This window comes from Allobosea sp. Root381, from assembly GCF_001429395.1.
Taxonomy (GTDB): domain Bacteria; phylum Pseudomonadota; class Alphaproteobacteria; order Rhizobiales; family Beijerinckiaceae; genus Allobosea.
Genome location: NZ_LMJT01000001.1, coordinates 1 through 15,190, shown reverse-complemented (window position 1 = coordinate 15,190; position 15,190 = coordinate 1). Strand labels below are relative to the sequence as shown.

Annotated in this window: 11 protein-coding genes, 1 pseudogene and 1 riboswitch; of the genes and pseudogenes, 3 read left to right on the top strand and 9 right to left on the bottom strand. The window is 67.3% G+C overall.

Annotation, left to right across the window (positions count from 1 at the left end; all coding sequences use genetic code 11):
* Positions 1-8: 8 nt before the first annotated feature.
* From ASE63_RS00055 to phnA, 3 genes are read right to left on the bottom strand one after another with little or no spacing between them, the layout of a single operon-like run.
* The gene (locus ASE63_RS00055) at positions 9-1,559 is read right to left on the bottom strand and encodes an ABC transporter substrate-binding protein (protein ID WP_056794741.1); all 1,551 of its coding nucleotides are present in this window, start codon (positions 1,557-1,559) and stop codon (positions 9-11) included.
* Between the two features lie 28 nt (positions 1,560-1,587).
* Positions 1,588-2,868 carry an alkaline phosphatase family protein gene (locus ASE63_RS00050; RefSeq protein WP_056794739.1) on the bottom strand — a complete coding sequence of 427 codons (1,281 nt, stop codon included), beginning with the start codon at positions 2,866-2,868 and terminating at the stop codon, positions 1,588-1,590.
* 3 nt (positions 2,869-2,871) lie between these two features.
* Positions 2,872-4,131 carry a phosphonoacetate hydrolase gene (gene phnA / locus ASE63_RS00045; protein WP_056794736.1) on the bottom strand — a complete coding sequence of 420 codons (1,260 nt, stop codon included), beginning with the start codon at positions 4,129-4,131 and terminating at the stop codon, positions 2,872-2,874.
* Between the two features lie 111 nt (positions 4,132-4,242).
* On the opposite strand from phnA, the gene ASE63_RS00040 reads away from it, so the two are divergent.
* A complete protein-coding gene (locus tag ASE63_RS00040) occupies positions 4,243-5,109 on the top strand; it encodes a LysR substrate-binding domain-containing protein (protein ID WP_082609516.1) in 867 nt (288 codons plus the stop codon).
* A gap of 165 nt (positions 5,110-5,274) precedes the next feature.
* Positions 5,275-5,479, top strand: a riboswitch (cobalamin riboswitch).
* 110 nt (positions 5,480-5,589) lie between these two features.
* A complete protein-coding gene (gene metE, locus ASE63_RS00035) occupies positions 5,590-7,935 on the top strand; it encodes a 5-methyltetrahydropteroyltriglutamate--homocysteine S-methyltransferase (protein ID WP_056794730.1) in 2,346 nt (781 codons plus the stop codon).
* Between the two features lie 203 nt (positions 7,936-8,138).
* Here the strand turns inward: metE and ASE63_RS00030 are convergent, their stop codons facing one another.
* Positions 8,139-9,125, bottom strand: coding sequence for a saccharopine dehydrogenase NADP-binding domain-containing protein (locus tag ASE63_RS00030; RefSeq protein WP_348271329.1), 987 nt, complete (start codon positions 9,123-9,125; stop codon positions 8,139-8,141).
* 142 nt (positions 9,126-9,267) lie between these two features.
* Here ASE63_RS00030 and ASE63_RS00025 point away from each other — a divergent pair, with 142 nt between their 5' ends.
* Positions 9,268-9,894 carry a TetR/AcrR family transcriptional regulator gene (locus tag ASE63_RS00025; RefSeq protein ID WP_056794725.1) on the top strand — a complete coding sequence of 209 codons (627 nt, stop codon included), beginning with the start codon at positions 9,268-9,270 and terminating at the stop codon, positions 9,892-9,894.
* Positions 9,895-9,954: 60 nt separating this feature from the next.
* Here ASE63_RS00025 and ggt read toward each other — a convergent pair whose 3' ends face one another.
* The 5 genes and pseudogenes from ggt to ASE63_RS00005 all read right to left on the bottom strand — a co-directional run.
* The gene (gene ggt, locus ASE63_RS00020; RefSeq protein WP_056794722.1) at positions 9,955-11,574 is read right to left on the bottom strand and encodes a gamma-glutamyltransferase; all 1,620 of its coding nucleotides are present in this window, start codon (positions 11,572-11,574) and stop codon (positions 9,955-9,957) included.
* Between the two features lie 99 nt (positions 11,575-11,673).
* Positions 11,674-11,856, bottom strand: a pseudogene (locus tag ASE63_RS28160) (peptide ABC transporter ATP-binding protein); the annotation flags it as partial.
* Position 11,857: 1 nt separating this feature from the next.
* A partial coding sequence (locus ASE63_RS00015) for an ABC transporter ATP-binding protein (RefSeq protein ID WP_244491232.1) occupies positions 11,858-13,440 on the bottom strand: 1,583 nt, incomplete at its 3' end.
* Entirely contained in the window at positions 13,437-14,255 is an 819-nt protein-coding gene (locus ASE63_RS00010) for an ABC transporter permease (protein WP_056794717.1), read from the bottom strand. The genes ASE63_RS00010 and ASE63_RS00015, both read right to left, overlap by 4 nt.
* Positions 14,252-15,190, bottom strand: a 939-nt coding sequence (locus ASE63_RS00005) for an ABC transporter permease (protein ID WP_244491231.1), incomplete at its 5' end; no start/stop codon positions are given. The genes ASE63_RS00005 and ASE63_RS00010, both read right to left, overlap by 4 nt.

Below are 15,190 nucleotides of genomic sequence, written 5' to 3'. Positions count from 1 at the left end.
TTGTCCGCTCAGGCGTCGAGCGTGGTATGGGCGATGCCGCCGCTCGCCCAGTGGCAGGCCCAGGTGAAGCCGGGGTCGTAGCCCTTCACGCCCTTGCGGATCGCGATCAGGCTCGGGGCATGGCCCAGCACGTAGAAATAGCCCTGGTCGATGACGCGCTGGGAAGCCTTGAGATAGGTCGCCTTGCGGTCGGCGGCGTCGGGCTCCTTGACGGCCTCCTCGATCAGCTTGTCGAGCTCGGGGTCCTGGATGCCGCCCCAGAGCACCGGATTCGGGCCGTCGCTCATCAGCCGGACATAGCGCAGGAAGATGTCGGAGCGCGGGCCCGACGCCATCGCATTCATGTCCCAGTCGTACTGGCCGAGGCGCTTCTGGGCGCCGATATCGTCGAGCGCGACATGGTTCACCTTGAAGCCGAGCTTGCGCACCATCTGGACGACGACCTGCGCATAGGGCTCCTGCCAGGAGACGAACTCGATCGTATGCTCGGCAGGCTTTACGCCGGCTTCAGTGAGCAGCTTCCGCGCCTGGTCGAGATCGGGCTTGCGGAAGGCGTCGCCGTCATGGCTCTTTTGGTCGAAATAGACGTTTCCGGGCGCGACGATCTGGTTGGTCACGACGCCCTTGGCGCCGCCGACGAAGTTCATGAAGGCGGCCTTGTCGACGGCCAGCGCCAGCGCCTTGCGCACGCGGACGTCGTCGAAGGGCTTGCGCGGCTTGCGATTGTTGAAGGCGACGAAATACCAGGTCGTGTCCTTCAGTCCTGCGATGGTCGCGGCGCCGGCCTTCTCCAGGCCTTCCGCCGCCTCGCGCTCGGCGCTGATGATGTGCATGTCGCCGGCACGCAGGGCGAGGCTCTTGTCGATGCCGTCGCGCAGGTCGAACTCGACCGCCTCGAGCTTCGGTGCGCCGCTCTTCCAGTAGTCGGCGAAAGCGGGGGCGACGAGCTTCACCTTGGGCTGCCAGGTGCCAAAGGTGAAGGGCCCGGTGCCGACCGGCGTCTTGATCGTCTCGTCCCAGCCTTCGGATTTCGGCGAGAGAACCCAGAGCTCGGAGAGCAGGTTGAGGAAGGGCGCATAGGGCTCCTGCAGCGTCACGCTCAGCGTGGTCGCATCCGGCGTCTCCAGCTTGGTCACGCGCTTCATCGCGGAGACGAGCCAGCCGCCCTTCACCTTGGTCTTGACGCGCTCGAAATTGGCGGCGACGTCCGCCGCGGTCATCGTATCGCCGTTGTGGAACTTGACGTTCGGCCTGAGCTTGAACCGGTAGGTCAGCCCGTCCGGCGTCATCTCGAAGCTCTCGGCCAGGAACGGCTCCACCGAGCCGTCGGCCGCGATCGAGGTCAGCGTCTCGGCATAGCATTGCTGCACCGCGATGCTGCCGGTGTGGCGATGCGGGTCGGAGGTGTCGAGGCCGAGCGTGGCGTATTTCAGCACGCCCTTGCGGGCGGCCTGGCCAAAGGCCCCGGCGGGCAGGACGGCGAGGGCTGCGGCGAGGCTCGTTCCGCCGACGAGGAGGTTGCGGCGGTCGAGGCCGCGATGGGTGGTGAATCGGGTCATGGTCTGCGTGTCCGATCGTGGTGGTGGGTCAGGGGCGAAGCTGCAGCGGACGGCCGTCGAGGCCGGCCGCGGGATGTCCGAGAAAGGCGAGGAGCGTCGGGGCGAGATCGATCGCCGACGTCGCCTCGGCGATCGTGGTGCCGGGCGCGAAACCGGCACCGTCCAGCATCAGGACCGGCGATTGCTCGTAGCGCCCGAGCCCGCCATGCTGGCCGCAGCCGAGCCGGTCGGCCTTGCCGCCGGCCGGCTTGGCCGCGAGGCTGAGGCCGGGTACGCCGTATTCGTTGACCGCCTCGTCATCGGCGGCCATCGCCACGGCGAAGGCGAGGTCTTCGCTGGCCGGCACACCGAATTCCGCGAAGTCGGCGGGTGCGATCAGGCGGCCGACCCAGGGCCGACCCTCAAGATAGGTGCCGAGCCGCTTAATGCGGCCCTGCTGCCCGTCGGCGACATAGATCAGTGCGGCAGTCCCGTTGGGCGCGACCACGACATCGGTCGAATCGGGGGCGTCCTTGAGGCCGGCCTCGATGAGCTCACCGGCGATGTCGACCACGCCCGAGACGGTCTGGTGGCCGTGGTCGGAGCCGATCAGCAGCAGGATGTCCTCGCCGCGCCTGCGCGCCGCCGCCACCGCATCGATGACCGCACCGGCATAGGCATCGGCCCAGCGCAGCGCGTCATGGTGCAGGGGAGATCCGAGCGCGCAGTCATGCTGGGTCGTGTCGGGATGGCCGAGCCAGGCCAAGGCGAGCGCCGGGCGTCCTTCGTCGATCGCTTCCGCGACGAAGCGCCGGACGAGGGCCGCGTCGCCATCGAGGTCGCCGGCGATCGTCAGCGCGGCTTCGCCGGTGATCGGCTCACGTCCCGGCCCGAAGCTGCCGGCCCGGTGATAGACATGGCCGTGGCCGAGCGGATCATGCAGATAGGCCGCGCCCGGCGAGACATTGTTGTAGATCACGACACCGCCCAGAGGAGCGAGGCGCTCGGCCAGCGTCGGCATGGCGAGCGCCGCGCCGGTGAGGCGCTGCTTATGCGTAATGAACTCCGGCTTGCCGGCGTCGAACAGCGCGAGCGTGCCGTTCTCCGCCATCGCGATGGTGTTGCCCGCGAGCCCGTGCCTGGATGGCCGGCACCCCGTCGCCACGCTCGACGAGACGACGCGCGTCACCGAGGGAAAGACCGAGCGGTGCTGCTCGCACCAGCTCGCCTGCTCGCGGAATGCGGCGAGCCTCGGCATCAGCGCCGGTGTGACGAAATCCCGGCGCAGGCCGTCGAGCATGAGGACGACGGCACGTCGTTGCGCGGTCATGGCTCAGGCCTCCTCGCGACGCGTGCCGTTCAGCACGAAATCGAAGATGTCGTAGTTGTGGAGCTGCTGGCTCCGCGCCTTCTGCCGATAGGTCGCGTTCAGCGGATGCGAGACGAGAAAGGGCACGTCGCGTTCGGCGAGGCTTCCGTGAGAGCGCAGCCGCGCGCCCGCGAGCTCGCCGAGCGCATGCGCGCCCTGACGGGTGCCGAGCGCGACCCCCTTGCCGGCGATGACGGCGACGTCGCCCTCCCGCTCCATCGGCAGGTCGAAGCGGCGGCAAACCTCGTCGCGCAGCAGCGCATGCTGGACGCCCGGCAGGCCGGCCAGGAAGTCGCGGACCTCGCCATGATCCAGCGCGGACAGGATGTGGACACGGACGAAGCCGCCCAGCGCGCCGTGATGGCGCACGAAGGGGTCGGTGATCGGGCAGATGACCCGCGTCGTGCCGGCGCCGTAGCGCGCATCCAGCCGGTCGCCGAGATACAGGATGTTCGGCGAGCCGTCGGCGAGAGAGAGATCGGTCATGCCGTGATCGGCGACGATGCCGACCGTCGCGCCGGCGTCGATGAACGCCCCGACGCGCGCATCGACGGCGCGGATGAAGGCATCTGATTCCGGGGCGCCCGGCGCATGCGCATGCTGGACGAAGTCCGACAGCGAGAGGTAGAGGACCTGCGCCCGGCCGCTCTGCAGAAGGCGGAGCCCCGCATCGAGCACGAACAGCGAGAGGTCCGGCGAGTACTGGTCCGGGATCGGCCGGCCCGCCTGGGCCTCCTCGCCCAAGATTCCATGTTCAGTCAGGGTGCAGGTCGAAGCCTTCTCGGCCGAGAAGGCGATGCCCCGCCGCCCCTCGCCAGCCAGGCCGACGGCGAGCGCCTTGCGCAGCTTGTCCTTCGCCGTGACGGCGGCGACCTTCACGCCCGCCTCGGAAAGTCCGGCCAGGATCGTCGGCGCGCCGAGCGGCCCGGCATCGGTCATCATGACCTCCTCACCGGTCTCACGGTCATACCAATAGTTGCCTGAGACCCCGTGCACGCTGGGCGGTGCGCCGCAGACGATGGAGACGTTGTTTGGGTTGGTGAAGCTCGGCATCGCGGAATGCGCGCTGCCGTAAAAGCCGCGCTCGGCCATGGCGGAGAGGTGCGGGGAAATACCCCTTATCGCCGCATCCGCAAGGTAAGATGGGTCCATTCCATCGTAGCAGATCACAACAATCGGCGAATTTGGTACGTAATAAGCGCGGCTATTAATGAGAATTGACATGATATTTATGAGTTCTCTTGGCTTTTCGTTTCTGCCAAGATCGTATCTTCTTATTTACGCGAACATGAAAGCGACTTATATTCGCGTTGATTTGAGGTGAGGTCACATTCTATGTCGCATTTACCTTCTTTGCGGGCGCTTGCGACTTTCGAGGCTGTCGTGCGCACCGGCAATATCGTTGCAGCCGCGGATGAACTCTGTGTGACACCCGGCGCCATCAGCAAGCAGCTCGGGCAGCTGCAGGAGGCGATCGACGAGCCGTTGTTCGAGAAGGGGCACCGTCTGCGCCCGACGGCGCTGGCATCCGAACTTGCTCAGGCTATCGGTGCGGGCCTGCAGCAGATCCGCGTCGGCTGGGAGGCCGCGTCGGAGAAAGGGCAGCAGCGCGTCCTGACCCTGGCTGCGAATGCGACGCTATCGGTGCACTGGATCATGCCGCGGCTGGTGGATGCGGAGGTGGCGGCCGGAGGGCGTGCCATACGCGTCTCGGCGCTGCACAGCACCGACGACTGGCAGCAGGCGCAGTTCGACATCGCCATACTCCGCAACGCGTGGAGGCCCGAAGGCTGGCAGCAGCGCGAGATCGGCGTAGAGCGACTGACCTTGCTCGCCCGCCCCGACCGCGCGGAGGCGATGCGGAAAGCGGGACCGGCCGGAGTGTCGGCCGAAACAGTCTTCGTGGCGGATACCCGCAGCGGCGAACTCGAGAGCTGGCTCGAAGCCGCCGGCATCGAAAAGCCGGCGGTCATCCGCACGACGCCGCACTTCTACATCGCGGCTCAGGCGGCCATGGCGGGCCAGGGTAGCATCATCGCGCCGCCCGTCGTCCTGACCGATCTCATCGAGCAAGGCCGGCTCGCTGCGCCCTTCTCGGATATCGTCGCGCAAGGCGCGACCTTGACAGCCGTCTTCGACCCGGACCGATGCAAGCCCGCATTTGTCGAAAAGCTCTTGAATGCGCTGTTTCGAGACTTTTGAGGTCTTCTTCCGCCCCCGAAGGCAAGGGCTTCGCCATTGTCCGTCAGGATTGCATCCACGGAGTCAGCGGCGTCCGCACAGCGCTTCCGCTCAATAGCTCGCAAAGATCAAACATAGAGACATAAGGATGTCTTTATATCTCCATTGACGACCGCGCGATCATGGTCATAATGCCAGTGTCGTGGTTCTCCGGGGTGGCTTGCTGCTCCGGAGCTAAGAGGGAAGCCGGTGTAACACCGGCGCTGCCCCCGCAACTGTAAGCGGCGAGTTCGTTGCCCAACGATGTCACTGAGGCCGATCGGCCTTGGGAAGACGGGCTACGGACGACGACCCGTGAGCCAGGAGACCTGCCCCGACAGCATGAACGTCCTCGGGCGGGGTGTCCCGGTGGTGCGCTTGGCGTTACCGCCCGGACTCCATCCGGCTGGTCCTCGTCCCGCGTCCGCTTTGGCCTTTGCCCCCAATTTTGGGGTTAAGCCTATGTCTCAAACAATCTCCGTTGCCGCTCTCGGCACGCCACGTATCGGCCCCCGGCGCGAACTCAAGACCGCGCTCGAAGGCTTCTGGGCCGGAAAATCCGACGAGAAGTCTCTCCTCGAAACCGCCGCCGCCCTGCGCGCCGTCAACTGGGCACGCCAGAAGGCTCAGGGGATCACAGTGATCCCGTCCAACGACTTCTCCTTCTACGATCAGGTGCTGGACACCAGCGTCATGGTCGGTGCGATTCCGAAGATCTATGGCTGGAAGGGCGGGCCGGTTCCGCTGGGCACTTACTTCGCTATGGCCCGTGGTTCGCAAGGTGAGACCGCGCCGCACACCTCCTGCGGCCATGCCCATCATGCCCACGAGCATTCCCATGGCGTCCCCGCCCAGGAGATGACCAAGTGGTTCGACACGAACTACCACTACATGGTTCCGGAATTGGAGGCTGGGCAGAGCTTCGAGCTGTCCTCGCTGAAGCCGGTCGAGGAATACCGGGAGGCAAAGGCGCTGGGATACGAGACGCGCCCCGTCCTGCTCGGTCCGGTCACCTTCCTCAAGCTCGGCAAGGCCAAGGACCCGTCCTTCGATCCGCTCTCGCTGCTGGGCGAGCTGCTGCCGGTCTATGTCGATGTCCTGCGCCGGCTCTCGGCCAACGGTGCCGAATGGGTGCAGATCGACGAGCCTTGCCTCGTGCTCGACCTCGATGAAGCTGCCCACGAGGCGCTGCGCCGGAGCTATGCGACGATCGCGCACGCGCTGCCGCAGCTCAAGATCATGCTGGCGACCTATTTCGGCGCGCTCGGCGACAATCTCGACACCGCGCTCGCTCTGCCCGTCGCGGGCCTGCATCTCGATCTCGTCCGCGCGCCCGAGCAGCTCGAACCGGTTCTGGCGAAGGCGCCGCGCGGCCTCGTACTCTCGCTCGGCGTCGTCGACGGCCGCAACATCTGGCGCACCGACTTGGAGAAGGTGCTGGCGTGGATCGAGCCCGTCGCAGCCAAGCGCGGCACCGACCATGTCCAGATCGCGCCATCCTGCTCGATGCTGCACAGCCCGATCGATCTGGAACTGGAAGCGAACCTTGATCCGGAAGTGAAGGGCTGGCTCGCCTTCGCCGTTCAGAAGATGGACGAACTCGCGACGCTCGGGCGCGCGCTCGGCGGTGGACGCGACAGCGTGAAAGACAAGCTCGCGGCCTCGACCGCCTCGGCAGCCGCGCGCAAGGCGTCGCCGAAGGTGAACGACAAGGCCGTCGCCGCGCGCATGGCGCAGGTCACCGAGGTCTTCGCCCGCCGCAAGAGCGGCTTCGGCGAGCGATCCAAGGTGCAGCGTGCCCGCTTCAAGCTGCCGGCCTTTCCAACCACGACGATCGGCTCCTTCCCGCAGACGCCCAAGGTCCGCAAGGCCCGCGCCGCCCATGACAAGGGGCAGCTCGGCCATGCCGAATATGAGCAGTTCCTGCGCGAGGAGACTGCCCGCGCCGTGCGCTGGCAGGAGGAGATCGGCCTCGACGTGCTCGTCCATGGCGAGTTCGAGCGCAACGACATGGTGCAGTATTTCGGCGAGCAGCTCGCCGGCTTCGCCTTCACGCGCGGCGGCTGGGTGCAGAGCTACGGCTCGCGCTGCGTCCGCCCGCCGATCTTGTTCGGCGACGTCTCGCGTCCAAAGCCGATGACGGTGGAATGGTGGCGCTATGCGCAGTCGCTGACGGACAAGCCGATGAAGGCGATGCTGACCGGCCCGGTCACGATCCTCAACTGGTCCTTCGTGCGCGACGACCTGCCTCGCAGCGAGGCCTCCAAGCAGATCGCGCTGGCGATCCGCGACGAGGTCATCGACCTCGAGCAGGCCGGCGCGGCGATGATCCAGATCGACGAGGCGGCGCTCCGCGAGGGGCTGCCGCTGCGCAAGGGCGACTGGAAGCATTATCTCGACTGGGCAGTCGAAAGCTTCCGCATCTGCGCCTCCGGCGTCGCCGACCAGACGCAGGTGCACACGCATATGTGCTATTCCGAGTTCAACCAGATCATCGACGCCATCGCTGCGATGGACGCCGACGTCATCTCGATCGAGACCTCGCGTTCGAAAATGGAGCTTCTGGAGGCTTTCCGCAGCTACAAATACCCGAACGAGATCGGCCCCGGCGTCTACGACATTCACTCGCCGCGCGTGCCGGATATCGCCGAGATGATCGAACTGCTGAAACTTGCCCGTCAGCGGCTCAAGGATGAGCAGCTCTGGGTCAATCCGGATTGCGGCCTGAAGACGCGCAAATGGGAAGAGGTCCGGCCTGCCCTGGTGAACATGGTGCAGGCCGCGCGATCGCTCAGGGCGAGCGCCTAGTCGCAAGGCTCGCGGCACGAGGAGGCCTGCTTCGAAGCGGGCCTCCAAGCTCGTTCGCCGATGCTCGCAAGTGAAATTGCAGGCGCGGCGGCGGGCCAGCTTCGTGCGATGGCGCGGCCGGATCGCATCTATCAAAAGGCAGGTGGCTCACAGACATTCGAGGCCGTGCGCTACGGGCTCTCTGATCGGGCGGCAATCCGTGATCAGGACAGGACATCGGGGGCGAGCGCCGCCAGGAAGCCTTGGGCGTCGAAAAGCGCGCCTGGAGCGAAGACGCCGCCCTGCGCTCTCGCGTCGTTCAAGACTCTCTCGACGGCTTCGACCACCAGAGGCGCGGTGACTGCGTAGATGTCTCGTCCGCGGGCCGCCGCCCGGCGCACGCTGCTTCCCTGGCGGATTTCGACCTCGACGAGGAATGTCTGCGCCGAGCGTCCGGACGCGTCAGCCGCGACCGGGGGAGGGGTGGTGGCGTCCCGAAGATCGCGTAGCGGTGCCGTGTTCAAATAGGTGTGGAGTTCGGACACCTGAAGATGGCGTCCGATCAGGATGGCCTCGGTGAACGGCAGCTCGACCATCTCTTGCGCGCCGAAAGGTTCTGCGAACGGCCAGACGGCGTTGGGGGCCGGATCGGCCAGCGGCTGCAGCTTTCCCTGGGAGATCGTCACGCGACGGGCTGTGTTGCGCCGCCCTGTGACGCGCGTCCCCTCGGTCGGTTCCCAACTGTCCAGGGCGATCCCGATGCGAACCTCATCGGCGCGCGTCCAGTCGCCCATGGCGGCCGTCGCCAGGAGGTCGCTCAGGCCGCCGTAGAAGCCCATGGCGGGGATGACGGCGACGCCGGCCTCTTCGGCGGTCGGGGCGTATCGCGCAAAGGTCGCCAGGGCGCTGCCTTGCTCCGCCGTCACGTCGAGATAATGGATGTGCGCCTGCAACGCAGCCGAGACCAGGGGATCGGCCGTGTCGAGGAACGGCCCAGCGCAGTTTATGACTGCGGCGGCTTCGTCGAGGGCGCGGGCCAGCGAGGCGGGATCGTCGAGGGCGGCGACGACTTGTCTGACGCCCGTGGGGAAGTCGGCCGCCGCCAGCTTCGCTGCGTCGCGCCCTATCGCGACGGCCGTGAAGCCGCGTCGCGACAGCTCGCGAACCACGAAGCGGCCGGTATGTCCGGCCGCCCCGTAGACCGCAACCACCGGCCCGACGCTCTCTGCCCTCGAAAGCCGAACAGTCATGTCTTTCTCGCGCTACAGACCTGTCTGTTCTCTTTGTTACAGACAGGTCTGTAGCGCGTCAAACTGGAGCCTGCTAGCCTTGTCGATGCGAGGAGGACTGCACATGAGGACAGAGCAGGAGGGCCGGCCTGGCGAGAACACAGGTCAGGCCGACATGCGCGAGCGGATCCTCGAGACCGCCTCGGACCTCTTCTACCGCCGGGGCGTGCGCGCTGTCGGTGTCGATCTGGTCGTGGAGGCGGCGGGCATCGCGAAGACGAGCCTCTACCGTCACTTTCGAACGAAGGACGACCTCATCGCGGCGTTCCTGCAGCGGGAGGACGAGGACTTTTGGGCGTGCTGGGATCGCGTGGCGGCGGGCCACGGGCAGGACGGCGAAGCCGAACTCGAGGCGCAGATGGCGTGGATTGGCGAGCGGGTTGGTCGGCCCAATTATCGCGGCTGTCCCCAACTCAACGTTGCAGCCGAATTTCCCGACGAGGATCACCCTGCCCGGATCGTGGCCCGAACCCACAAGCAGCAACTACGCCGCCGTCTGCGGGACATCGCCGAGCGACTGCAGGTCGACGAGCCCGACGACCTTGCCGCCCAGTTGTCGGTGGTCGTCAACGGGGCATTCGTCAGCTCCCCGATTCTGGCCGCTGGCGACGCTACGTCGATCCTTCTGCAAATGACGCGCGCCCTGATCGTGGCGGCTCGGAAAGCTCAGCCGAGGTCGCAGCGGCCGTAGTCATCGGCCGGCTGTGCTGGCGGGGCACGGCTCAGCGACGAGAGTTCCGCGGCTATGTCGTTACCCCTTGGCGGGTACGCCGATCGCCATGCCGTCGCGCTGTGGATCGGCACCGCCATGGCAATGCCCGTCGACGATCTGGATCCCGTGCAGCGCCGCGAAGGGGTAGCTCTGGGCCGAGCGCTTGATGTCGTAGCCCATTTCCGACAGCTCGGCCGAGACGCTGCGCCGGATGCGGTTCGAGATGTCGATGCTGTCGGACACCGCGACGATGCGCGGCGCTGAGACGGCCTCGAGCATCGACATGCCGAAATCGATCACGTTCATGATCCCCTGCGCCATCGCCGGCGCGATGTAGCTGCCGCCCGGTGCGCCCATCACGATGAAGGGCTTGTCGTCCTCGAAGACGATGGTCGGGGCCGCCGAGGAGGCGCGGCGTTTGCCCGGCGCGATCGAGGCGGCATGGCCCGGGCGCGGGTCGAAGCGGCTCATCGTGCCGTTGTAGATGAAGCCGAGCCCGTCGGTGATGGCGCCCGATGGCGAGCCGAGGGTGTGGGTCATCGCCACCGCATTGCCGTGCCGGTCGACGACCGAGACATGCGTGGTCTCGCGCTGCGACTTCTGCTCCAGCCGCTTGACCTGCGCCCGCTCGCCCCGGCGGATCGCCTCGGCCTGCTCGGCGGCGTATTCCGTCGACAGCAGCCGCTCGACCGGCACCTCGACATAGGCCGGGTCGCCCATGAAGCGATCCTTGTCGATGGTCATGCGCTTCATCGCCTCGGCCAGCAGGCGGACATGTTCGGCCGAGCCATGCGTCAGCGAGCCGATGTCGAACTGGTCGAGCATCTGCAGGATCTGCAGCATCAGCACGCCGCTCGCCGGCGGCGGGCTGGTCGAGATGCGCTTGCCCCGATAAGCGCCCCAGACCGGCTCTGCCACCGAGAGCTCGTAGGCGGCGAGGTCCTCGCGCGAGATCAGCCCGCCATGGCGAGCGAAATCGGCGGCGATCTCTTCGGCGAGCTCGCCATGGTAGAACAGGTCGGCGCCGCCCTTGGCGAGCCGCTCCAGCGTGTTCGCCATGTCGGGGTTGGTCAGGATGTCGCCGACGCGCTTCACGCTGCCGTCGGGGCGGAAATAGAGCCGCTTGCCGGTTTCGCTGTAACGCAGCTTGTCGGGGGTGTTCTGCTGGCCCGAACCCTTCTGGTCCTGGCTCCAGAACCAGTGCATGTGCGGCCGCACCAGCACGCCTTCGCGCGCCTGGCGGATCGCTGGGGCGATGATGTCGGCCCAGTCCATCGTGCCGTAGCGCGACAGCGCGAAGTCGTAGCCCTTGACGCTGCCGGGCGTGCAGACGGCGAGATGGCCGAACTCGCTGATCCCGCCCTCGAGCAGGAAGGCGAAGCCGTCGCGTGACTGGCCGAGCAGCTTGTCGGCCCACATGTCCGCCGTCGCCGAGAGCGACGCCTTGGCATAGAACTCGACGATCTCATGGACGCCGCGGCCCGGCATGTAGAGCTGCATCGAGCCGAAGCCGCCGATGCCGCACATCAGCGGGTCGACCACGCCCTGCATGAAGGCGCAGGCGATCGCGGCATCCACCGCGTTGCCGCCGCGCTCCAGAACCTCCGCGCCGGCCTCAGCGGCCTCGGGCTGCGGGCAGACGATCATGCCGTTTTTCATGGTGCTAGGCCTCGATGAAAGATCGTCATTCTCGGGCGCAGCGAAGCGAAGACCCGAGAATCGCGTGACGGGAGGACACTGGTTGCCGGGATGGTCGGGTCAAGCCCGACCATGACGCTCGCCATCGGGCTCCCCCAGCCTCCAGAACAGCCTGACGCCGCCTTCCGGCGTGGATTCCAGCCCCGGGACGGCGGAGAGGAGCTTCTTGGTGTAGTCGTGCCGGGGTGCGTCGAAGATGGTGTCGCGGGGGCCCTGCTCGACGATGCGGCCCTCGTTCATGACNGGGACGGCGGAGAGGAGCTTCTTGGTGTAGTCGTGCCGGGGTGCGTCGAAGATGGTGTCGCGGGGGCCCTGCTCGACGATGCGGCCCTCGTTCATGACGACGACGCGGTCGGCGACCTGCTCGACCACGCCGAGATCGTGGCTGATGAACAGGCAGGAGAAGCCATGCTTCTTCTGCAGCTCGGCGAAGAGCGCGAGCACCTGGGCGCGGACGGTGACGTCGAGCGCCGAGACCGGCTCGTCGGCGATGACGAAGCTCGGGCGGCGCACGATCGCACGCGCGATGGCGATGCGCTGGCGCTGGCCGCCGGAGAGCTCGTGCGGATAGCGCTCGGCAAAACCGTCCTGCAGCCCGACCTCGGCCAGCACCTCGGCGAGGCGGGCCGCCCGCTGGGCCCGGCTCAGGCCCTTCACCAGCCGCAGCGGCTCGGCGACGAGCTGCCCGATCGTCATGCGCGGGTCGAGCGAGGAGTAGGGGTCCTGGAACACCATCTGGCAGTTCAGCCGGTAGTCCCAATACGCCGTCTCGCTCTTCGCGATCGCCTTGCCTTCGAACAGGATCTCGCCGCCGCTCGGCTTGACGAGGCCGGCGATCGACTGGCCGAGCGTGGTCTTGCCCGAGCCCGAGCCGCCGACCACGGCGACGACCTCGCCGGGCTTCACCTCGAGCGAGATGCCGTGCAGCGCCCGCTTCGGCTGGCTCTTGCGGAAGAAGCGCTGGCGCCCGGGATAGTCGACGACGAGGTCGCGCACCGCCACGATCGGGGTCGGCCCGGTCTCGAAGCTGCGCACCGGGCCGCGCAGCGGCATCGCCGCCAGCAGCTTGCGGGTATAGGGGTGCTGCGGCCGGGCGAGGATCTCCTCGCTTTGGCCCTGCTCGACCACGTCGCCCTGGCACATCACGACGATGCGGCTGCAGTAGCGCGCGACCATGCCGAGATCATGCGAGATCAGCAGCACGGCGGTGCCGTTCTCGCGGGTCAGCTCGACCATCAGTTCCATGACGTCGCGCTGGACCACGGCGTCGAGCGCGGTGGTCGGCTCGTCGGCGAGCAGCAGCGCGGGCTTCAGCAGCATCACCGAGGCCAGCATGATGCGCTGGCGCATGCCGCCGGAGAACTGGTGCGGATAAGCCTCGAGCGCGCCTTCCGGATCGGTCAGGCCGACGCGGCGCAGCATGTCGAGGATCAGCGCCTTGCGCCCGGCGGCGTCGAGGTCGCGGTGCAGCGCGAGGCCCTCCTCGAGCTGCCGGCCGATCGTCATCGACGGGTTGAGCGAGGTCATCGGCTCCTGGAAGACCATGCCGACGCGGGCGCCGCGGATCGACCGCAGGCGCTTGTCGGCCATGGTCGTGACCTCCTCGCCGTCGAAGCGGATCGAGCCGGCCTTGCGCTCGACCGCCGGCGGGACGAAGCCCATCACGGCCCGCGCCGCGAGCGTCTTGCCCGAGCCGGACTCCCCGACGATGCCGACGATCTCGCCGGGCGAGACGGTAAACCCGACCTGGTTGACGACGATGCGCCCGGTCGCGCGGATGGCCAGCGTCAGGTCGCTGACCTCGAGAAGCGGCTTTTGGGTGGTCATCGCGCACCCCTCATCCGCGGGTCGAGCTTGTCGCGCACGGCGTCGCCGAGCAGGTTGATGCCGAGCAGCGTCAGCGAGATGCACAGGCCCGGGAAGATGCCGAGCCACATCGCCTGGCCGATATAGGGCCTGGAACCGGCGAGCATGTTGCCCCAGGTCGGGGCCGGCGGCGGCACGCCGAGGCCGAGGAAGGACAAGGCGCTCTCGGCCAGCAGCACATAGCCGAACATCGAGGTCGCCAGCACCGTCAGCGGCGCGATGCAGTTCGGCAGGATGTGGCGGGCCATGGTGAAGCCTTCCGAGTTGCCCATCACCCGCGAGGCGGCGATGAACTCGCGCTCGCGCAGCGACAGCACCGTGCCGCGCACGACGCGGGCGACGGAGGGCGTGTAGGCGATGCCCAGGGCTACGATGATGCCGTATTTGTTGGCGCCGACGACGGCGAGCAGGCCGAGCGCCAGCAGGATGCCGGGGAAGGCGAGCAGCGCGTCGTTGAAGGCCATGATGACCCGGTCGGTCCAGCCGCGCATATAGCCGGAGAACAGGCCGATCAGGGTGCCGAGCACGACCGCCAGCGTCACGGTCAGGATGCTGATCCAGACGGAGGCCGCGGCGCCCGCCATCAGCCGCGAGAGCACGTCGCGGCCGAACTCGTCGGTGCCGAGCCAGAACAGCTCGGAAGGCGGCGCCAGCTTGTGGCGGAAGGACAGGCGCAAGGGATCGTAGGGCGTCCAGAGCGCGCCGGTCCCGGCGACGACGAGCAGCGTGCCGATCAGGCCGCCGCCGATCAGGGCGTTGAGCGGGGGCAGCTTCATTCGGCCGTCACCCTTGGGTCGAAGAGCGGATAGCAAAGGTCGATCACGAGGTTCACCAGCACATAGGTGAAGGCGATGAAGAGCATGCAGCCCTGGATCACCGGGTAGTCGCGGGCGAAGATCGAATCGACCAGCAGCCGGCCCAGGCCGGGGATGGTGAAGACGGTCTCGACCACCGCGATGCCCCCGAGCAGGTTGCCGAGCACCAGGCCGATCAGCGTCCAGGTCGGGCCGAAGGCGTTCTTGAAGGCGTGGCGCCAGAGCACCGCCATCTCCGAGAGGCCCTTGGCGCGGGCATGGGTGATGTAGTCGAGCCGCAGCACCTCGAGCGTCGAGGCCCGGGCCATGCGCAGCAGCACGCCGATCTCGTGCAGGAACAGCGTCATGATCGGCATGACGAGATAGAGGATGCCGCGCCAGGGATCGTCGCCGATCGCGACATAGCCGACGACCGGCAGCCAGCCGAGCTTGAGCCCGAAGAACAGCAGGAGCAGCAGGCCGAGCCAGAAGGTCGGGATCGAGAGCAAGAGCGTCGCCACGGCGACGAGGCCGATATCGAGGGGCGAATCCTGCTTCCAGGCGGCGATCACGCCGGCGGGAATCGCGACCAGGCTCGCCAGCAGAACCGCGACCAGCACGATCTGCGCGCTGATCCAGAAGCGCGAGACGATCAGCGGCAGGATATCCTGCTGCGACGAGATCGACTGACCGAAATCGCCGGTCAGGACATTGCCGAACCAGATCCCGAACTGAACCGGCAGGCTCTGGTCGAGCCCGAGCCGCGCCCTGAGATCGGCCAGGCTCGCCGGCGTCGCCAGGTCCCCCAGCATCAGCTGGGCCGGGTCGCCCGGTATCAGGCGGATCAGGACGAACACAGACACCGCGACAATCAGCAGCGTCGGTATCGCCATCCCTATCCGCGTCAGCGTGAAACG

Coding starts and splice junctions, on each gene's coding strand:
- ASE63_RS00055 (WP_056794741.1), bottom strand. CDS start 1,559: ATGACCCGATTCACCACCCATCGCGGCCTCGACCGCCGCAACCTCCTC.
- ASE63_RS00050 (WP_056794739.1), bottom strand. CDS start 2,868: ATGACCGCGCAACGACGTGCCGTCGTCCTCATGCTCGACGGCCTGCGC.
- phnA (WP_056794736.1), bottom strand. CDS start 4,131: ATGTCAATTCTCATTAATAGCCGCGCTTATTACGTACCAAATTCGCCG.
- ASE63_RS00040 (WP_082609516.1), top strand. CDS start 4,243: ATGTCGCATTTACCTTCTTTGCGGGCGCTTGCGACTTTCGAGGCTGTC.
- metE (WP_056794730.1), top strand. CDS start 5,590: ATGTCTCAAACAATCTCCGTTGCCGCTCTCGGCACGCCACGTATCGGC.
- ASE63_RS00025 (WP_056794725.1), top strand. CDS start 9,268: ATGAGGACAGAGCAGGAGGGCCGGCCTGGCGAGAACACAGGTCAGGCC.
- ggt (WP_056794722.1), bottom strand. CDS start 11,574: ATGAAAAACGGCATGATCGTCTGCCCGCAGCCCGAGGCCGCTGAGGCC.
- ASE63_RS00010 (WP_056794717.1), bottom strand. CDS start 14,255: ATGAAGCTGCCCCCGCTCAACGCCCTGATCGGCGGCGGCCTGATCGGC.